The organism is Variovorax sp. LjRoot84, from assembly GCF_964254305.1.
In the GTDB taxonomy this organism is placed as follows: domain Bacteria; phylum Pseudomonadota; class Gammaproteobacteria; order Burkholderiales; family Burkholderiaceae_C; genus Variovorax.
The window spans coordinates 1,171,327-1,185,692 of record NZ_CAXUTE020000002.1 but is presented as its reverse complement, the minus strand read 5'-3'; the positions used below and the strand labels follow the sequence as shown (position 1 = coordinate 1,185,692).

The window sequence follows — 14,366 nt, the reverse complement described above, 5'->3', positions numbered from 1 at the left end:
CTCGGGCAGCACTAAGCCAGTTCCTCGTAGCGGGCCAATAGTTGCGCGTCGCAGCGCGCAGCATCAATTTGGTCGACGAAGTCGAATTCATAGGCGCTGTCTTCTTCTCTTTGCTTGCCCGCGTCGTCAACCAGGCCCTGAAGGGCGTCATGTAGGACCGTGTAGTCGTCCAAGATGAGCGCGATCCGCACTTGCCAAGCTAGGCTGTATCGAACTTGGCGATTTTCTTTTCTTGCAAGGGCTACTGCCTCTGCACAGCGAGTCAGCGCTTCATCACCAGAGCCCGGAATGTTCGCGAGCGCATACGCGAGACTCGCAAGTAGGATCGGCTGAAGTGGCAGCGATTCGAGCTGGCGCCTCAGGTAATGCAGCTCAGGCTCAGGATTACTAGCCCTTGAACATTCTCCGAGGATCAGTACAAACATCAGGTGCTTTTCATCGAGCGTAGTCGCTTGATTCAACAACCCTTCAAGATAACCAATGCTGCCCGGGATCTCCCCGAACTCGGAAGGAACACGGGACGAACGACGCTTTGCAACCTGGCTTCCGAGAGCTGTTATGTCCATCATCTATTTTCTCCGCGGTGAGATTTGCGCTGACCAGTGGCGTGCGGTATCTAAGGCTGTGTGCCAGCTCTCCAAGGTCTCGTTGAAGGCCAGTGGTTGGATTCTGCGTGCCCGCCTTCGCCGATTGTTTATGGAGACCCGGTTTGGCGCACGCGCTTCGCCGCCCGCATCCCAAGATCATCCGAGACTGTTGTGCGCGCACCGAAGGTCCGCCATGTGGCGGACTGAAGCTCATCGACGAACGACGGCTCATGGCCGCCAGCCGCCCTGACGGTCAGATTAGCCTGGCCCCTTCATGCCGACCAGCATCTTGTCCATGATGGGGTCGATTTTGAAGGCCGCATCACGCCACTTGTCTGGGCTGATACCGCCACCGCCAAAGACACCGGACGGCAGGGCGTACGTGGCCTCGCCGACTAGTTCGCGGTCGCGATAGAGCGAGATTCGCGCGTCTAACATGAACGCCTTCAGGTCCCATCGCCGCGACGCCGCATATGTCACTCGGTATGGACAGGGAGCAGGAGAAGCATCGAAAACGCGCGTCGCGATGCCGTTGCGCCTGAAGGCTTCTTCAATTGCAGGCAGCAGGTCCTCAACGTACACGTCAGCGTTGCGCTCAATGCAGACGGTCTCAATCTTGGTCGCCGTGACGGGCCTGACCGTTGTCGTACTGGAGCAGGCAACCAAAAGTGCTGCGGCGCTGAGAATGGATAGACGCGAAGCACTCATTGATATCCTCGGTTCGATGGATTGCATGTCTGCAAAGAGCGCCGAATGGCGCCTGGAGGCTGCTTTTGATAGACCTTAGCAAACGCACCGACTGTCCCGGTACTTGCCGCCAGGAAAACTGGACTTGCGTGACGAAGTTCCGCTTCTGGCCGTCTCCGGCTGCTTGGCGGCATTCTGCCGTTCCCGCAATGGCCGCGGAGCCTCGCGCCCGCGCGCCCTCACGGCATCGCTCAGGTACCTGGCGTCGCCGCAGGCATAGGCACAGGCAGATGCAAATAGAGGGAGGTCTCTCCAGGCTGCGAGCGCAGTGTCAGCGTGCCGCCCAGCGCGGCGGCGCGCGCGTGCATGTTCGTCAATCCTCTGCCGGCGAACTTGGCGTTTGCATCGAAGCCACAGCCGTTGTCGCATAGTTTGACCTCGATGGCTTCACCCGTCGCGCCATCCGCACCGCCAATGGGCACCAGTCGCGCATTCAGGCTGGCCCGCGTCGCCGCCGAGTGCGTCATCATGTTGGCGAACGCTTCGAACAGCAGCATCTGCATCTGGTGAGACTCGCGCGCGCTCCAGCCTGCCATCGTCGGCATGCAGCTGACATCCCAGTGCAGATCGATGCCGACGGCCTGCAGGCGCGGCCCCAGCCTGTAGCGCACGCTGCCCAGGCTCGAGGCCACGTCTCCCTCAGCATGCATGGCGTCCACTGTGAGCTTGAGCTGGTCCACCGCGTCGCGCAGGTGTAGCGCGACGTCCTCGCGCGCCGCCCCCGGATGCTGGGCCATCCGCAGCAGCCCCACGAGTTGTCCCCCAAAACCATCGTGCAGATCCTGCATTAGGCGCTGACGTTCCTCCAGCGCGCCGCGCGCCTTCTCTCCCTCTCGTTCGCGCGCGAAGGCAGCCTCCAGAGCGGCGTTGCGCTCGGCGAGTTCCGCCTCCAGCGAGGCGTTCATTTCCGCCATCGCCCGGGCGTCCTTGCGCATGCGCTCGGCGATGACCCAAGCCAGCGAGACGGCGAAGCCAACCCAGGCGAAGCGGATCCAGGGCACCATCGCGTAGGCTTGGGGTGAGGTGCGCATGACCCATATGTCGCGCGCAGCGCACAGCACGATCAACACCACGGCCAAGCCCAGCACGCGGTGCTCCAGCACGGCACTGCGCCGCGTCACGCGCAACACGACGACCATCATCGCCAGTCCAGCCACGAGGTTCAGCCCCTGCCACAGCGGCATCAGCCACAGCCAAGGCACCATGATGCCCAGTCCGGCCGCAACCGGCGCCAGCCAAGCCATCAGGCCCAGGAGGCGCGCCAGACGGGTATCGTCGCGTCCCACCACGGCCAGGGCGAAGCGACACAGCAGAGGCACCGCTGCCTGGAAGGCCGCCAGCGGTAGCACACCCCACCAGGGCCAGGGCAACGGCGCATGCGCGAACAGCACGCGTGCCGTCTGCACCGACCACAACAACTCTCCCAGACCGTAGTAGAGGTAGATCGATTCGCGCTGGCGCAGCCAGACCAGCAGCGACAGCGCCCCCAGCACGCCACTCACGATGGCGATGAAGCGCCCACCGCTGACTTGCCAGAACAGGGCACGTTCGTACAACGGAAGAATCTCGGCCTCGCGGCCCACCACCACCGGGGACAGCCCGCCCTGCCGTGCAGCCTGCGCCGCGATGACGATTTCCACGCGCTGCGGTGACGTTAAGCCCGAGGCAGGCAGCACAAAGTACTGCGGCGTAACGGAGGCATCGTCGTAGGGCCCCGGTGGGAAGGCGCCAAACCGCGTCAGTTCCTGGCCGTTCACCGACACACGAAAACTGTTGCCCAGGCGCGGCACGAACAGCGCCAGAGGCGTGGTGGGATCGGCAGCCGATATCTCGAACGCAAACCGCGCCTCACCATCGACCGCACCTTGCCGCTGATCCCAGTGATAGGGCAGTGCCACGGTCTGCGGTTCCTGGACCTGGGCCGGCGCTTGGCCGCGCAAAGTCAGCGTGAGCTGTGCCTGCTCCACAAGCGTCACGGCCCGTGCTGAGACGCCCCATCCCAGTCCCGCTACCGCGAACATCAGCAACAGCAGGCGCCATCCGAGCGCTTCATTTCGTCGACCCATGACGCGGCCAACTGTAGCAACATTTTGTTGCCAAACCGCAGCTCCGAATCATTCGACGCCGCGTGGCCACACGACCGAGCACGGGCAAGGTCAGCTACGAGTACTGACCGACCGCTTCTATGAGGACTTGTTTGTCAAGCGGTGGCGGTCAGTGTATTGACGGATGCATGATGGCCTCTGCACTGCATTGAGTTTGCGGACGGGGTTTGGCTCGGGAGATGCACCAAGGGCCGAGGTTGGGGTGTGACGAGCGTTCGCGATGGTGCTCCAACCATTTGGCCCAATCACGCCCGCCGATGACGACGTTCGGGCGCAGGTTGTGCAGCACGAGCAGCGAGCCGATGCGGTTCATGTGTGCGGTGCGCTCCGTCGTCAGCCGAGCGAGCTCGCGATGCGTGCGGCGCGCATCTTCGTCCGGCACGCGAAGGCCTTGCGTTGCTCCAGGGAATGCTGTTGTGCGGCACCTGCGGGCGGGCGGTCATAGTGCGCTATCAAGGCAACGGCGGCATCTATCCCACCTACCAATGCACTTGGAGGCGCCGCGAAGGACTGGCCACGAAGAACTGCTTCAGTGTGCGCACCGATCTGCTCGACGACGCCATCTGCGCAGAGATATTCAAAGCCCTGAAGCCAGCCGAACTCGAGTTGGCCTTGGCAGCCTTGAACGACCTTGAGCAGCGCAACCAAGCCGTCATGCGTCAGTGGCACATGCGCATCGAGCGCGCCGAGTATGACTGCGCATTGGCCAAACGCCGGCTATGAAGAAGTCGACCCGTCCAATCGCCTGGTCGCCGCAAGCCTTGAGCGTCGCTGGAACGAAGCCATGTTGCACATCGACGAAGTCAAGTCCGAAGCCGCAAATTTCCAGACCCAGAGGGCCCACGTCGTGACGCCCGAGCAGAAGACGAAGGTTCTGGCTCTGGCTCGTGATCTGCCGCGCGTCTGGCGCGCTGCGACGACCCAGTCGAAGGATCGCAAGCGGATGCTGCGACTGCTCATCCGCGACATCACGGTCGAGAAGCTCGCAGATGCGAGACAGGTCGTTCTGCACGTTCGCTGGCAAGGGGGTGCCTGCACCGACACCACGGTTCCTCTCCCAAGCCCGATCGCAGACCAGATGCTTTACCCGCGCCAGATCATCGAACGCATACGAGAACTGTCAAACCGGCTCTCTAATCCACAGATCGTCCAGGCCTTGAATCAAGAGGGCCTTCGCAGTCCGCGCGGACTGCCGATTACGCAGGCGATGATCAAATGGATCCGCATTCGTTACGCCGTGCCTTCCGTCTGTCTGATGCGTCCAGAAGAGCTCACTGCCGGGCAACTTGCCGATCGCCTATCCGTGAGCGTCTATTTCGTTCGCTACTGGATTAAACGCGGCGTGATTGATGCGCGCCATCTCGGCGCACAGGGCCCCTGGTGGATCACGATCACCGATCAACAGGAGCAGCAACTCCGTGATCGCATACGCACCTCAGGTCACTTGAAGAACCATCGCGAGACGCTGCCCGACGCCTATCATCCCAACACTCAATCGTGAGGAGTGCTTTATGAAGCCACCATCACGATGCCCACTCTGCGCATGCGCTTGCCCCCACCAGCGAAGCGCCGGTTGAACCACTGGGTCAAGGCGCTCTCGGGCTGCAAGCGCAGCCAGGCCCAGGCGAGTTCGACCAGCAGCGTACGCGCTCGCTTGTTGCCGGCCTTGCTGATGCCTTGCTCGATCTGGCTGTCGCCGCTGGCGTACGGCGTGGGTGCCAACCCCAGGCAGCCGGCGAGCTCGCGCCGGTTGGCGAAGCGCCGCCAGCCAAACACCTCCTTGCCTAACACCCAGGCGCCCTTGAGCCCGATGGCGCGCAGCTGCGCCAGTTGCGCCACCAGGGGCTGCTTGCCATCGGCCAGTTCCTGGCGCCGCTGGACGTCTATCGCCTTCACCTGCTGCTTGACCAAAGCCAGCCGCGCGCTCTCGCGCTCGATCTCGGCGCGCAAGACAGGTGGCACCTGCTCGCCGTGACGCGCCCACCAGGCGGGCCAGTCGCGACCGCCGATGATGACGTGCGGACGCAGGTTATGGAGCACGAGCAGCGAGCCGATGCGGTTCGTGTGGGCGGTGCGCTCCTGCGTCAGCCGGGCGAGCTCGCGGTGCGTGCGGCGCGCGTCTTCGTCCTCGGGCGTGGGCTCATGCACCACCGACCACACCCGCTCGCCGCGATGATGGCGCAGCAGCATCGCCAGCAGCTTGTCGCCATCGATCCGTCGGTCTTGGCCCGCCTGGCGTGCCGGTTCACCTCGATGCTGGAGGAGTCGACGACGATGTTGTCGACACCCTGCTCGATCAGCCAGCGGTGCAGCCACCAGCCGTCGCGGCCGGCTTCATAGCAGGAGTGCACTCTGGCCTGCGGCTCGAGCTTGCAGTGCTCCCGGGCCTTGCTAATGCAGTGCGCAACGGCGGCCGTGTCGCCGGCGTCCACGTTGTACCGGCTCGGGCCCCGGCCGCCATCGCTTGCCGTCAACTTCCACTTCTTGTCGCCGAGCTCGAAGCTCATGTACAGCTCGCCCTGGATCGCCGTATCCTCACGTTGTGGGACTGCTTGGGTTGTCGACATTTCCATCTCCTGCCAAGAAGTTAAGGAAATCCCGTTTTAGCCAAACGGGTCTCGCTCAGGTAGTCCCACATAGCATCTTTTGGCCGCATTCTGCCCGTCGCCCGGACGTCAGCTACCGACCTGCTCGACTGGGACGTAGAAAGCCCAGACGTTTGCCGAGACCTCGCCGGCCGCGAACTCGACGGCGCGCCCGGCGACCTGAATCGTATAAACCATCAGCCTATGGCTCTGAGATTGGTGAGCTGGATGCGGAAGCTCAACGGCAGCTTCCTGGACGCGCTGCCAGCTTTGCGTCCACGGATTGGGGCCGCCGATGTCGATGGGGTCGCCCTCTGCGACGACACCCGCTGGCTTCCATTTCTTCATCTGCATGCGAATAGACCCTGCTTTTTGGGCTGCGCCAGGCGGGCGCCGTCAATGTCTGGTTGTGGCCCAATACTGTTCGATTAGGGCATAAAGCTCCTGAATCGACGCGGTATGTGGGAGTCGGCTGGCCTGGGTCGGGGTCCAGGCGGGCCGATGATCTTGGGCGTGCAATCGATGGGCACGCGCGTCGGCGCGTGGCGATCGTATGATGCGTAGGGCGAGTGGCGCCGCTTGAGCATCCGCGGCGAGCGCTTGTTCAGCGTTCGCGTGGCGCGGATCCGGGCGCAGGCTTCGAGCAGTTCATCGAACCATCGTCGTCGACGCCTCGGGCGCGCTGGGGGGAAAGGCCCCGGAGCGGGGCTGTGCGCGGCGTAGCAGCTGCACATGCCCTGTGAAGGACAGCTCGGCGTGCGGTATTCGGTGCCGCGTTGCGCCCTGATGCAACAGCCAGCGCACCGAGTAGTGCGCCAGCACCCAGCCATAGAACTCCTGGCGTACGAGCTCCGCGGTCTTGCTGCGCAGCACGCGCCGGCTCTGCCGCAGGTGCGTCTTGAGCTCGTCGAACACGCCCTCGATTTCCCAGCGCTGGTGGTACAGCGCTGCCAGTTCCAGCGCCGGGGCGATCTGCGGGTCCAGCAACGTGGTCAGCAGTCGGTAGCGCGGTTGTGCATCGGTCAGTCCCGGCAAGGCGTATTCGATGACACGCACCACGATGGCTTGGCTCATCGCCTCGCTGCGGCTCACACCGGTGGGATGGATGGCACTGAGGTACGAACCGTCGTCGAGCATGCGATGCACGGGCAACTGGCGGTTGCCCACGCAGCGCCAGAGCAACTGCGCCCCGGTGGCTTGCGCCTGCTGCCAGTGCTCGAAGCCATTGAACCCCCGGTCCGCCATGCACAGCATGCCCGGCTCGAGCCGGGCCAAGAGCGGCTGGAACAGCTCCCATTCGCCGCTGCGGTAGGGCCCCAGGTTGGCGCCCAGGATCGCGTGCGTGGCGCACTCCACCAGGACCATGCATCGTGCCTGCGGGTAGCCAGCGTGGCCGATGCGGCTGCCCGGGTAGCCGAACTGCGCCGCGTTCTCCGCCTCGTCAGGCAGCTCGAAGGTGCTGCCGTCAATGGCCACCAGCCTCAGGCCGGCATAGAACGCGTGGGGATGCGCCTGGGCGTCGGCCATGGGCACACAGCAGCGCTCCACCAGTTCACACATCGGCGCCGCACCGATCTTGCTGCGCAAGCCGCTGATCGAGGACTTGGTCACCCGGGGCGGTTCGGCAGCGCCGGCGGCCCACGCCAGGCCCTGCGACACGGCGGCGAACACCTCCTCGTAGGCGGCCTCGGGGTACAGGCTCAGAGCCATGCAGTAGTACGCCCCTGCCACCGCCGGGAAACTGCGCACGCGCTGCGAGTTGCAGCCGTGGGCGTCGAGCACAGCGTTGACGACCTCGGCCGGCACCACCCGCGCCAGCAGGCTGGCGCTCAGAAAGTCAGCCAGCCTTGCTCCGCTGCCCAGGACCGCCTTGGTTCGCGCCATGCTCGACTCCGTCGTTGCGACGGCAGTCATTTTACATCAGATTTCTCTATCAGAACAGTATTGGGTTGTGGCCGCATTCTGCCCTTGGCCAATTCCCACAGCACGCGACTTCTTACTCTCTCTCGCGCTCTCGCTGCTCCGGCTCTGGCTTGTCGCTTGAATGGTCTTCTGGAATCGGCTGGTCCTTGTATGTGGCTTTTGCTTTGCGCCAACCCAGCGGATCGTTGGTGAAAGGAGGGGGCAGCCCGAGCGCATACGCCTGGCCACTGTATCCAGCTACGGCCATACAACCAAGGCCCATTGACGCGCCCGTCCATCTCATCCATACCATGGGTAGAAACGCCACCGAGCCGAACAAGACCAGCACTCCGATCAAGAACAGGAGCGCAACGCCAAGGCCCGTCAATTTCCTTTCAGCTAGAAGCAATCGTGTGATGCTTTTCATCTTGAGTTCGCTCCTGGACGGCCGAATTGTTGGTTTAACCATTGCTGCAGGGATTGTTGTTGCCCGATGGCTAGTACAGGTAGCCGATGCCGGCGCAAGCGAGGGCGATGACCGTCCAGTAGCCCAGGCGCTGCCTCTCGACAGGGCGTCATGCCTCTCCTTGCTCATGTCAGGAACTTCCATTGGGCTCTCGAAGTTGCGCTTCTTGAACGGATTGGCGGGGAGAACGGAAGGTCCGGTCTTGGCCGAATTCTGACTCACGGCCGACGGGCGCCCCAACCCTGGAATTGGTAGTAGATGTTCATTGCTTCCTCGTGGGAATCCGCCCAGAACACCCAGACGCAGTGGCCCTGGCCGAAGATTTCCGCAGAGAGCTCGCGCGCAGGATTTCCATCAGGGCCAGCCGGAACGCACGAGGGCAGCCAGTCACCCGCGACATCCGGATTGGCATGCATCCAGACCTCGTGGAGGTCGCCTGATGGTCGGTGCTTTTGCGTCGGCATTTGGAAAAGGGAGGCGCGCGCCTCCGGGTACTTGCTTGTGACGGACTGTAGCCAGCGCGAGCGCGCCCGCAAGGCACTGCCGGAGGAAAACTGGAGAGTCGTGACGGACTTCCGGTCTTGGCCGACTGTAGCCGGTTGGCACCCTTTGCCGCTGTTCGTTTCGCCGATAGCACACGTTGCCCGCCTTTGTGCCTTGGCTGCGAACGCCGCGATCCTGAGTGGAAGTCGCAGCGCCCGCGGCGCACTACTCGATGTAGTGGGCGTAGTTGCGGTCCGTCAAGCAAGGGTAGCTGGACGTGTGCGGATGCGGGTCCGACCACCGCGGGGGGCCGTAGGGGTCGCCGATGGGGCTGCCGACGCCGCTGGTGTCGTCCTTGTACTCGATCCGGGTGGAGGTGATCACGTTGCCGATGGCCGCGTGTTGCAGCCTCACCTTGTCCCAGTCGACCTCCTCGCCCGGCGCCAGCCGCTTGTTGGCCAGGCCTTCGGTATAGGTCCGGCCGAGGACCGTGTACTCGAACCTGGTGACCTTGATCGAGGCCGCCTTCCTGTTCTTCGCGAATACGTCCGGCTTGCATGTGAGATCGGCCGCGCCGGCCTGCGGCGTGGCACCGAACGAGACGGCGAGCGCCGCGACAATTGCGACCAGGGCGCCGCGATGCGCCAACGGCGCGGTATCTTTGCTGAAGACTGACATTTGAATCTCCTTGGATTGGGCCGGTGGCTGTGGGACCCATGTCGTGCCCGGCTACGAACGACATCGGCATTCATGTGCGCTGCCACTCGGGCGACGCCGCTGGCTTCTTCAATGTGATTGCCTTGCGGGTGACAGCAGCGCCGGAAGTCGCCGTGTGATCGAGTTGCAGTTCATGACTCCAAAGGTATTTGGAATCACCTCGATTCGGAATCCCACCGCAGGGGGGGATGCGCCTCGGTGTAGAGGCTGGCCGCTTCAGCCGACTGCGATGGGCTGATCCGCCGACAGGCGCTCGACCAGCTGATGGTGGCTGTTGATTTCGAGCCGCGCGTAGATTGCCTTGAAGTAGTCCTTCAAGGTGTTCGGCGTGATGTTCAACCGCCGCGCGAGCTCGGCGTTGGGCACGCCTTTCGCACTGAGCAGCGCGATCTCCTTTTGCCGCGTCGACAGTTCCGTCGCATTGACGCGTTCCAGCAGGTGCGCTTCGAACGGCACAAGTTGCTCGATCAGGATGCCGATGCGGTCGGACGGTCCGCGCGAACCGCTGAGCCGATAGCCGCGGAACACGAACTCGCCCCAGCCGTTGCGCCGCACCAGCGCCGGCAGCTCGGCGCCGGCCACGTTTTCGTCGATGCGCTTGCGCAGCAGCAAGACAATGTCTTTCAGCGCGGTTCGCATTTCGCCGAGATCGCCATGCGCCACTTCGGCCTCGTAGGTGATGCTGTCGACCAGCGCAAAAACGGCCAGCTGATGGGCCTGCCGCGACCATTCGATCACGTCCCCACCTGCGTCGCAGACGATCAGCGCCGACTGCCCTGCGGCACGGATGAATTTCGGCGCACGCGACACGTCGACACGCATCGCGTGGGCCACGTAGGGCAACACGCGGGCGAGCAGCGACTCCTCGGCGGCAGTGAAGTCGGGATCGTCGCGATTGCGGATCAGCCCGAAGTTGCCGTAGGGGCGCATCGAATCGCGCACGATGCCATCGAGAAACCACTTGTAGCCATAGCGCTCGAACAGGGCGGCGTAGCTCGCGGTTGCGTCGAATCCGCTGTCCCACCAGAAGCGCAGGTTGCCGGTCGGTTTGCCGAACAACACCAGGTCCTGGTAGGTCATGCCAGCGTCGATCTCGTACTGCTTCCGGTGCAGGATGATCCACGCCGCACGGCGCGGCTGGAAGGTGTCGGACCAGGCGTTGATGACTCGCCCGCTTTCGTTCGACCAGATGAACTGGCAGGCGGCCATTGGGATCGACGCGCGGAGCTCGGCAATGACCATCGGCATGAACGAACGACTCGGCAGCCCGGCACAGCAGATCTGCCGGACCTTCGTGATCGTCGAGATCTGCTTGCTTTCCATCGCAGGCATTAAAGGCCGTTTCGCACCGATTGGCCACGGGCCCGAACGGCCTAAATCTTCTCGCCTATAGGCAGTCCGAAGCGACTTCGCCTATGCCACAGGCCTGCGCATCGGCGAATTGGTGGTCGCCACGCTGGGACAAATCGAAGTCGATGCACATGGCGATCACTGGCTGCATCTGGTGGGCAAGGGCAGCAAGGCGGGCAAGGTGGCGCTGCCGCCGTTGGCGCGCTCGGCCCTCGACCGGTACTTGATGCAACGCCAGCTATCGCACCCGCCGGCGCGCTGGGACCCGAAGACTCCGCTGATCGCCAGTCTCGTGAACGACTGCGCCGCCGGCATTACGGCCACGCGCCTGTGGGCCATCATGCGGCGCTTCTTCACCAAGGTGGCCGAGGTCATCGAGCAGGAGGCTCCGTCCACGGCCGAGAAGCTGTGGCGCGCCAGTCCGCATTGGATGCGCCGCACCCACGCGGCGCACGCGCTCGCGCGTGGGGCCGAACTCACCACCGTGCGCGACAACCTGAGGCACGCCTCCGTCTCGACGACCTCGATCTACCTGCACGGCGATGAGGTCAAGCGGGCTCGGCAGATGGATGCTGCGTTCGGCGTACCGACCGCGCGATAGCAGCGTACGACCCAGTCATGCGCAAAACCGGGTTTGACCGGTGCTCTTGATGAAAAGCGTACCGATCTGCATGAAAAGGTCGGGCTTCGGAAGGATGTCAGTTTCCTAAGTGATCGTCGGCGTTGAACTTTTTTTGCGAAGCGTATCAATCTGCACGGAAAGGACGATCACCTCTGCTGGAGCGGGTCAATGCCACCGAGCTGACGATACGACAGAAGGAGCTCGCGCTGCTCAGTGCCAAGGGGGCTGCCCAATGTCGAGGAGGCGCGCCGACTGAACATCACGCCCAACACCTTGAAGGACTACTTCAAGGCGATCTACGCGCGGCTCGACACCAACGGCCACCAGCAACTGGTGGCGCGTCTGTCGGCCGATCAGCCGACGCGATCGGCTGATCGGCCGACAGCCTTTCCCGAGGCCGCATTCCCCCCTGCAGTGGGATTCGGCGCGAGGCGTTTCCAAATACCTTTGGAGGCATGAACCGCACGCCGATCACACGACTTTTCTTCTCCGCACTGCTGCGGGCGTGCGTCAGCGCCGGCCCCAAGGCCGCCAGCACCGACCTCTACCTACCGGCCGCGCGACACACATTCACCGAACTCGCCCACGGCGCTTTCTACACCGACGACGGCCACCTGCAGCGCGAGGTGAAGCTGCTGATCCGGCAACCCATCGCCGCCTCCGCGCCGCTGCGCCGACCTCGCCTTTCTCGACGGCCATGCGCGGCAATTGCCGGCCGCTTGCGCTGGCTGCAGAACAACCGCTTCGAACAGGTCAGCGGCGGCGTCGCCGAATGGCAGCGAAAGTTATCGGCTTCCCAATCCCGAGGCCGTCGACAGCCGGCGGCGACCTCGGTCCCCACTCTACCGGCCCATCAACCCAAAGGTAAGCATCATGACCATCCTCAACGACATCGCAATCGGATTCGACAACTACCTGCAGGACGAAGTCGTCGTCAGCATCGTGGATGTTGCGCTGGCAGACGGCACTGCGGGCGTGATCAACATCAACGAAAAATGGAAGTTCAAAGTCAAGGTCGAAAACACCGGCCACATCAACATGACCGACGTCAGCTTGCGGGTCGCCGGCTCGAACGGCGCCATGATCAGCACCAGCCTCAACGGCAGCTATTTCGGCGGCCTGACCACCGGCTCATACACCGTGAACGGTGGCAGCAGCATGACGAGCAGCTACTTCTACTTCGAGGCGCCTGCCAGCGCCAAGCCGGCGGGCACCGTGCTCGTGGTGGGGCACGTGGCCAACTGGACGGGCAACTGGGACCACATGTTCAACAACCACACCCCCGACGGCAGCGACGTGGCCCCTACGGGTAGCTACGCGGCCCAAGTTCATCCGTAGCAACGCATGGCGAACGCGGGCGGCTGCATCGACTTGCTCGGCTACGCCGCGGCGGCGCTGGTGTTGGCGACGTTCTCGGCGCGCTCGATGACGGCGCTGCGCAGCCTTGCGATCGCCAGCAACCTGCTGTTCATCGCCTACGCAGCGCTAACCTGGCTGCCGCCGGTTCTGGCGCTGCACGCCTTGCTGCTGCCGCTGAACCTCTGCTGCGGGCTGGCCCAGGCGCTGCGAGATGACTTACTGTAACTGTTCGCCCATGGGCCGGAGCATACGCAGCGCCTCATCGGCAATCTCACAACCATGGGCAGCTGACGCGGAGGCGTCTGGGTTCATCGCTGCGCGGTCGTGACGCACTCCCTCGGTCATGCCGGCAATCAGACCCGGCTGCTGCTCAAGGCGTTGCAGCAACCCATGGAGCACGTAAACGCATGTGCCGATACGAGGGTTGCGGAACGTCGCCGGTTGTTAGCCGCGAGAAATCCGCCGTGAGGCAAATTACCGCTTACACCGTGCTCGGCGCCATGCGACCATCGCGCAGCGCGCCGTCGAACCTGCGCAATCTCCGATATCGCGCCATTGGAGCTTCGCTTGTGCGTTGCGCTTACGCCGCTTTGGGCCGGTCGCCGTCCGCGAATTCGTGGACGCGCGCGGGATCGACTTCGTAACTGGTAGCCATGCTGCCAGTGTCAACCCTCTTCCACCCGAGCCAGATACCTCTCCATCGTTCGACGCCAAGCGGCCCGAGACAAGCAACGGTCGCGATAGTTCCGGACGTTTCCATAGGGCTCCAGCAACCGTTCGTCCCTGACCTCGGTGAGCACATGCGACATGAGGATGTCGGCCACCGTGAAAGTGTCGGTGGCCACGAACTCACGGCCCTCCAGCCAGCGCTCCAGTCCGGTGAACAAGCGTTTCGCCCAGCCCACCATGAACTGCCTGGGCTTGGCCGCGCCTGCGTCACTGTCGGAAGTCCAGTCGATGAAGAGCATGCTCATCAGCGGCAGTTCGACCGAGTTCATTGCTGCCAGGCACCAGCGGACAACCTGCGCCTCGCCCGCGGGATCGCTTGGGATCAACTTATTCGCCTTCTTCGCAAGGTAGATCAGAATCGCCGCCGATTCGGACAGCACGATCCCGTCGTCATCGATCGCCGGAATCTGCTCGAAGGGACTCAGCCTGCGGTAGGCATCCGTATTGAGTTCATGCGCCGGATGGTCCATGCCGACGAGCTCGAACGGCATCTGCATTTCTTCGAGTGCCCACAGAACCCGCAGGTCCCGGGTGTGGCCGCGGGCGACCGAGTTGACGCGTGAGAATCCATAGACCTTGAGCATGGTTCTACTCTCCAGCGTGTGCCGTCGACTCAAGGGCAGGGGGCAATCTTGTGAACGATGCCTTGGGATCTCGCGCCTTGTTGTTGTTACAACTGGGCTGCTAGCCGAACGTCGGCTTCTATGAGGACTC

Annotated in this window: 16 protein-coding genes and 3 pseudogenes; 7 read left to right on the top strand and 12 right to left on the bottom strand. The window is 63.5% G+C overall.

From position 1 onward, the window contains the following. Window positions 1-11: 11 nt before the first annotated feature. The 4 genes and pseudogenes from ACSQ9I_RS36455 to ACSQ9I_RS36440 form a co-directional block, all read right to left on the bottom strand. The gene (locus ACSQ9I_RS36455) at window positions 12-569 is read right to left on the bottom strand and encodes a hypothetical protein (protein ID WP_436316822.1); all 558 of its coding nucleotides are present in this window, start codon (window positions 567-569) and stop codon (window positions 12-14) included. Between the two features lie 276 nt (window positions 570-845). Then, window positions 846-1,295, bottom strand: a complete 450-nt coding sequence (locus ACSQ9I_RS36450) for an Sbal_3080 family lipoprotein (RefSeq protein WP_436316821.1) — start codon at window positions 1,293-1,295, stop codon at window positions 846-848. Between the two features lie 230 nt (window positions 1,296-1,525). Continuing rightward, the gene (locus ACSQ9I_RS36445; RefSeq protein WP_436316820.1) at window positions 1,526-3,361 is read right to left on the bottom strand and encodes a hypothetical protein; all 1,836 of its coding nucleotides are present in this window, start codon (window positions 3,359-3,361) and stop codon (window positions 1,526-1,528) included. Window positions 3,362-3,650: 289 nt separating this feature from the next. Next, window positions 3,651-3,815, bottom strand: a pseudogene (locus tag ACSQ9I_RS36440) (IS110 family transposase); the annotation flags it as partial. Window positions 3,816-3,835: 20 nt separating this feature from the next. Between ACSQ9I_RS36440 and ACSQ9I_RS36435 the strand changes: the two are divergent. Both ACSQ9I_RS36435 and ACSQ9I_RS36430 read left to right on the top strand, forming a co-directional pair. Next, entirely contained in the window at window positions 3,836-4,162 is a 327-nt protein-coding gene (locus ACSQ9I_RS36435) for a zinc ribbon domain-containing protein (RefSeq protein WP_436316819.1), read from the top strand. 61 nt (window positions 4,163-4,223) lie between these two features. After that, window positions 4,224-4,940, top strand: coding sequence for a hypothetical protein (locus tag ACSQ9I_RS36430; protein ID WP_436316818.1), 717 nt, complete (start codon window positions 4,224-4,226; stop codon window positions 4,938-4,940). Window positions 4,941-4,954: 14 nt separating this feature from the next. On the opposite strand, the pseudogene ACSQ9I_RS36425 reads toward ACSQ9I_RS36430, so the two are convergent. The 7 genes and pseudogenes from ACSQ9I_RS36425 to ACSQ9I_RS36395 form a co-directional block, all read right to left on the bottom strand. Continuing rightward, window positions 4,955-6,006: pseudogene (locus ACSQ9I_RS36425) on the bottom strand (IS110 family transposase); the annotation flags it as partial. Window positions 6,007-6,114: 108 nt separating this feature from the next. Beyond that, window positions 6,115-6,378, bottom strand: coding sequence for a hypothetical protein (locus tag ACSQ9I_RS36420; protein ID WP_436316817.1), 264 nt, complete (start codon window positions 6,376-6,378; stop codon window positions 6,115-6,117). Window positions 6,379-6,672: 294 nt separating this feature from the next. After that, on the bottom strand, window positions 6,673-7,908 hold the full coding sequence (locus tag ACSQ9I_RS36415) for an IS4 family transposase (protein WP_436316816.1): 1,236 nt from the start codon (window positions 7,906-7,908) through the stop codon (window positions 6,673-6,675). A gap of 112 nt (window positions 7,909-8,020) precedes the next feature. Then, entirely contained in the window at window positions 8,021-8,353 is a 333-nt protein-coding gene (locus ACSQ9I_RS36410; protein WP_436316814.1) for a hypothetical protein, read from the bottom strand. A gap of 257 nt (window positions 8,354-8,610) precedes the next feature. Further along, a complete protein-coding gene (locus ACSQ9I_RS36405; protein WP_436291313.1) occupies window positions 8,611-8,808 on the bottom strand; it encodes a hypothetical protein in 198 nt (65 codons plus the stop codon). Between the two features lie 292 nt (window positions 8,809-9,100). Beyond that, window positions 9,101-9,553, bottom strand: a complete 453-nt coding sequence (locus tag ACSQ9I_RS36400) for a hypothetical protein (protein WP_436316813.1) — start codon at window positions 9,551-9,553, stop codon at window positions 9,101-9,103. A gap of 255 nt (window positions 9,554-9,808) precedes the next feature. Continuing rightward, entirely contained in the window at window positions 9,809-10,840 is a 1,032-nt protein-coding gene (locus ACSQ9I_RS36395) for a response regulator transcription factor (protein WP_436316812.1), read from the bottom strand. On the opposite strand from ACSQ9I_RS36395, the gene ACSQ9I_RS36390 reads away from it, so the two are divergent. The 5 genes and pseudogenes from ACSQ9I_RS36390 to ACSQ9I_RS36370 all read left to right on the top strand — a co-directional run bounded on the left by ACSQ9I_RS36390 (window position 10,827) and on the right by ACSQ9I_RS36370 (window position 13,148). Next, on the top strand, window positions 10,827-10,985 hold the full coding sequence (locus ACSQ9I_RS36390; protein WP_436316811.1) for a hypothetical protein: 159 nt from the start codon (window positions 10,827-10,829) through the stop codon (window positions 10,983-10,985). The two genes, ACSQ9I_RS36395 and ACSQ9I_RS36390, sit on opposite strands and share 14 nt — an antisense overlap. Window positions 10,986-10,997: 12 nt before the next feature. Beyond that, window positions 10,998-11,543 (top strand): annotated as a pseudogene (locus ACSQ9I_RS36385) (tyrosine-type recombinase/integrase); the annotation flags it as partial. A 294-nt stretch (window positions 11,544-11,837) separates the two neighbouring features. Continuing rightward, window positions 11,838-12,023, top strand: a complete 186-nt coding sequence (locus tag ACSQ9I_RS36380) for a hypothetical protein (protein ID WP_436316810.1) — start codon at window positions 11,838-11,840, stop codon at window positions 12,021-12,023. Between the two features lie 414 nt (window positions 12,024-12,437). Next, window positions 12,438-12,902, top strand: a complete 465-nt coding sequence (locus ACSQ9I_RS36375; RefSeq protein WP_436316809.1) for a hypothetical protein — start codon at window positions 12,438-12,440, stop codon at window positions 12,900-12,902. A 6-nt stretch (window positions 12,903-12,908) separates the two neighbouring features. Beyond that, window positions 12,909-13,148: a hypothetical protein gene (locus tag ACSQ9I_RS36370; protein WP_436316808.1), complete on the top strand. Its 240-nt coding sequence runs from the start codon at window positions 12,909-12,911 to the stop codon at window positions 13,146-13,148. A 440-nt stretch (window positions 13,149-13,588) separates the two neighbouring features. Here the strand turns inward: ACSQ9I_RS36370 and ACSQ9I_RS36365 are convergent, their stop codons facing one another. Next, window positions 13,589-14,236, bottom strand: a complete 648-nt coding sequence (locus ACSQ9I_RS36365) for a glutathione S-transferase family protein (protein ID WP_436316807.1) — start codon at window positions 14,234-14,236, stop codon at window positions 13,589-13,591. Window positions 14,237-14,366: the final 130 nt, after the last annotated feature.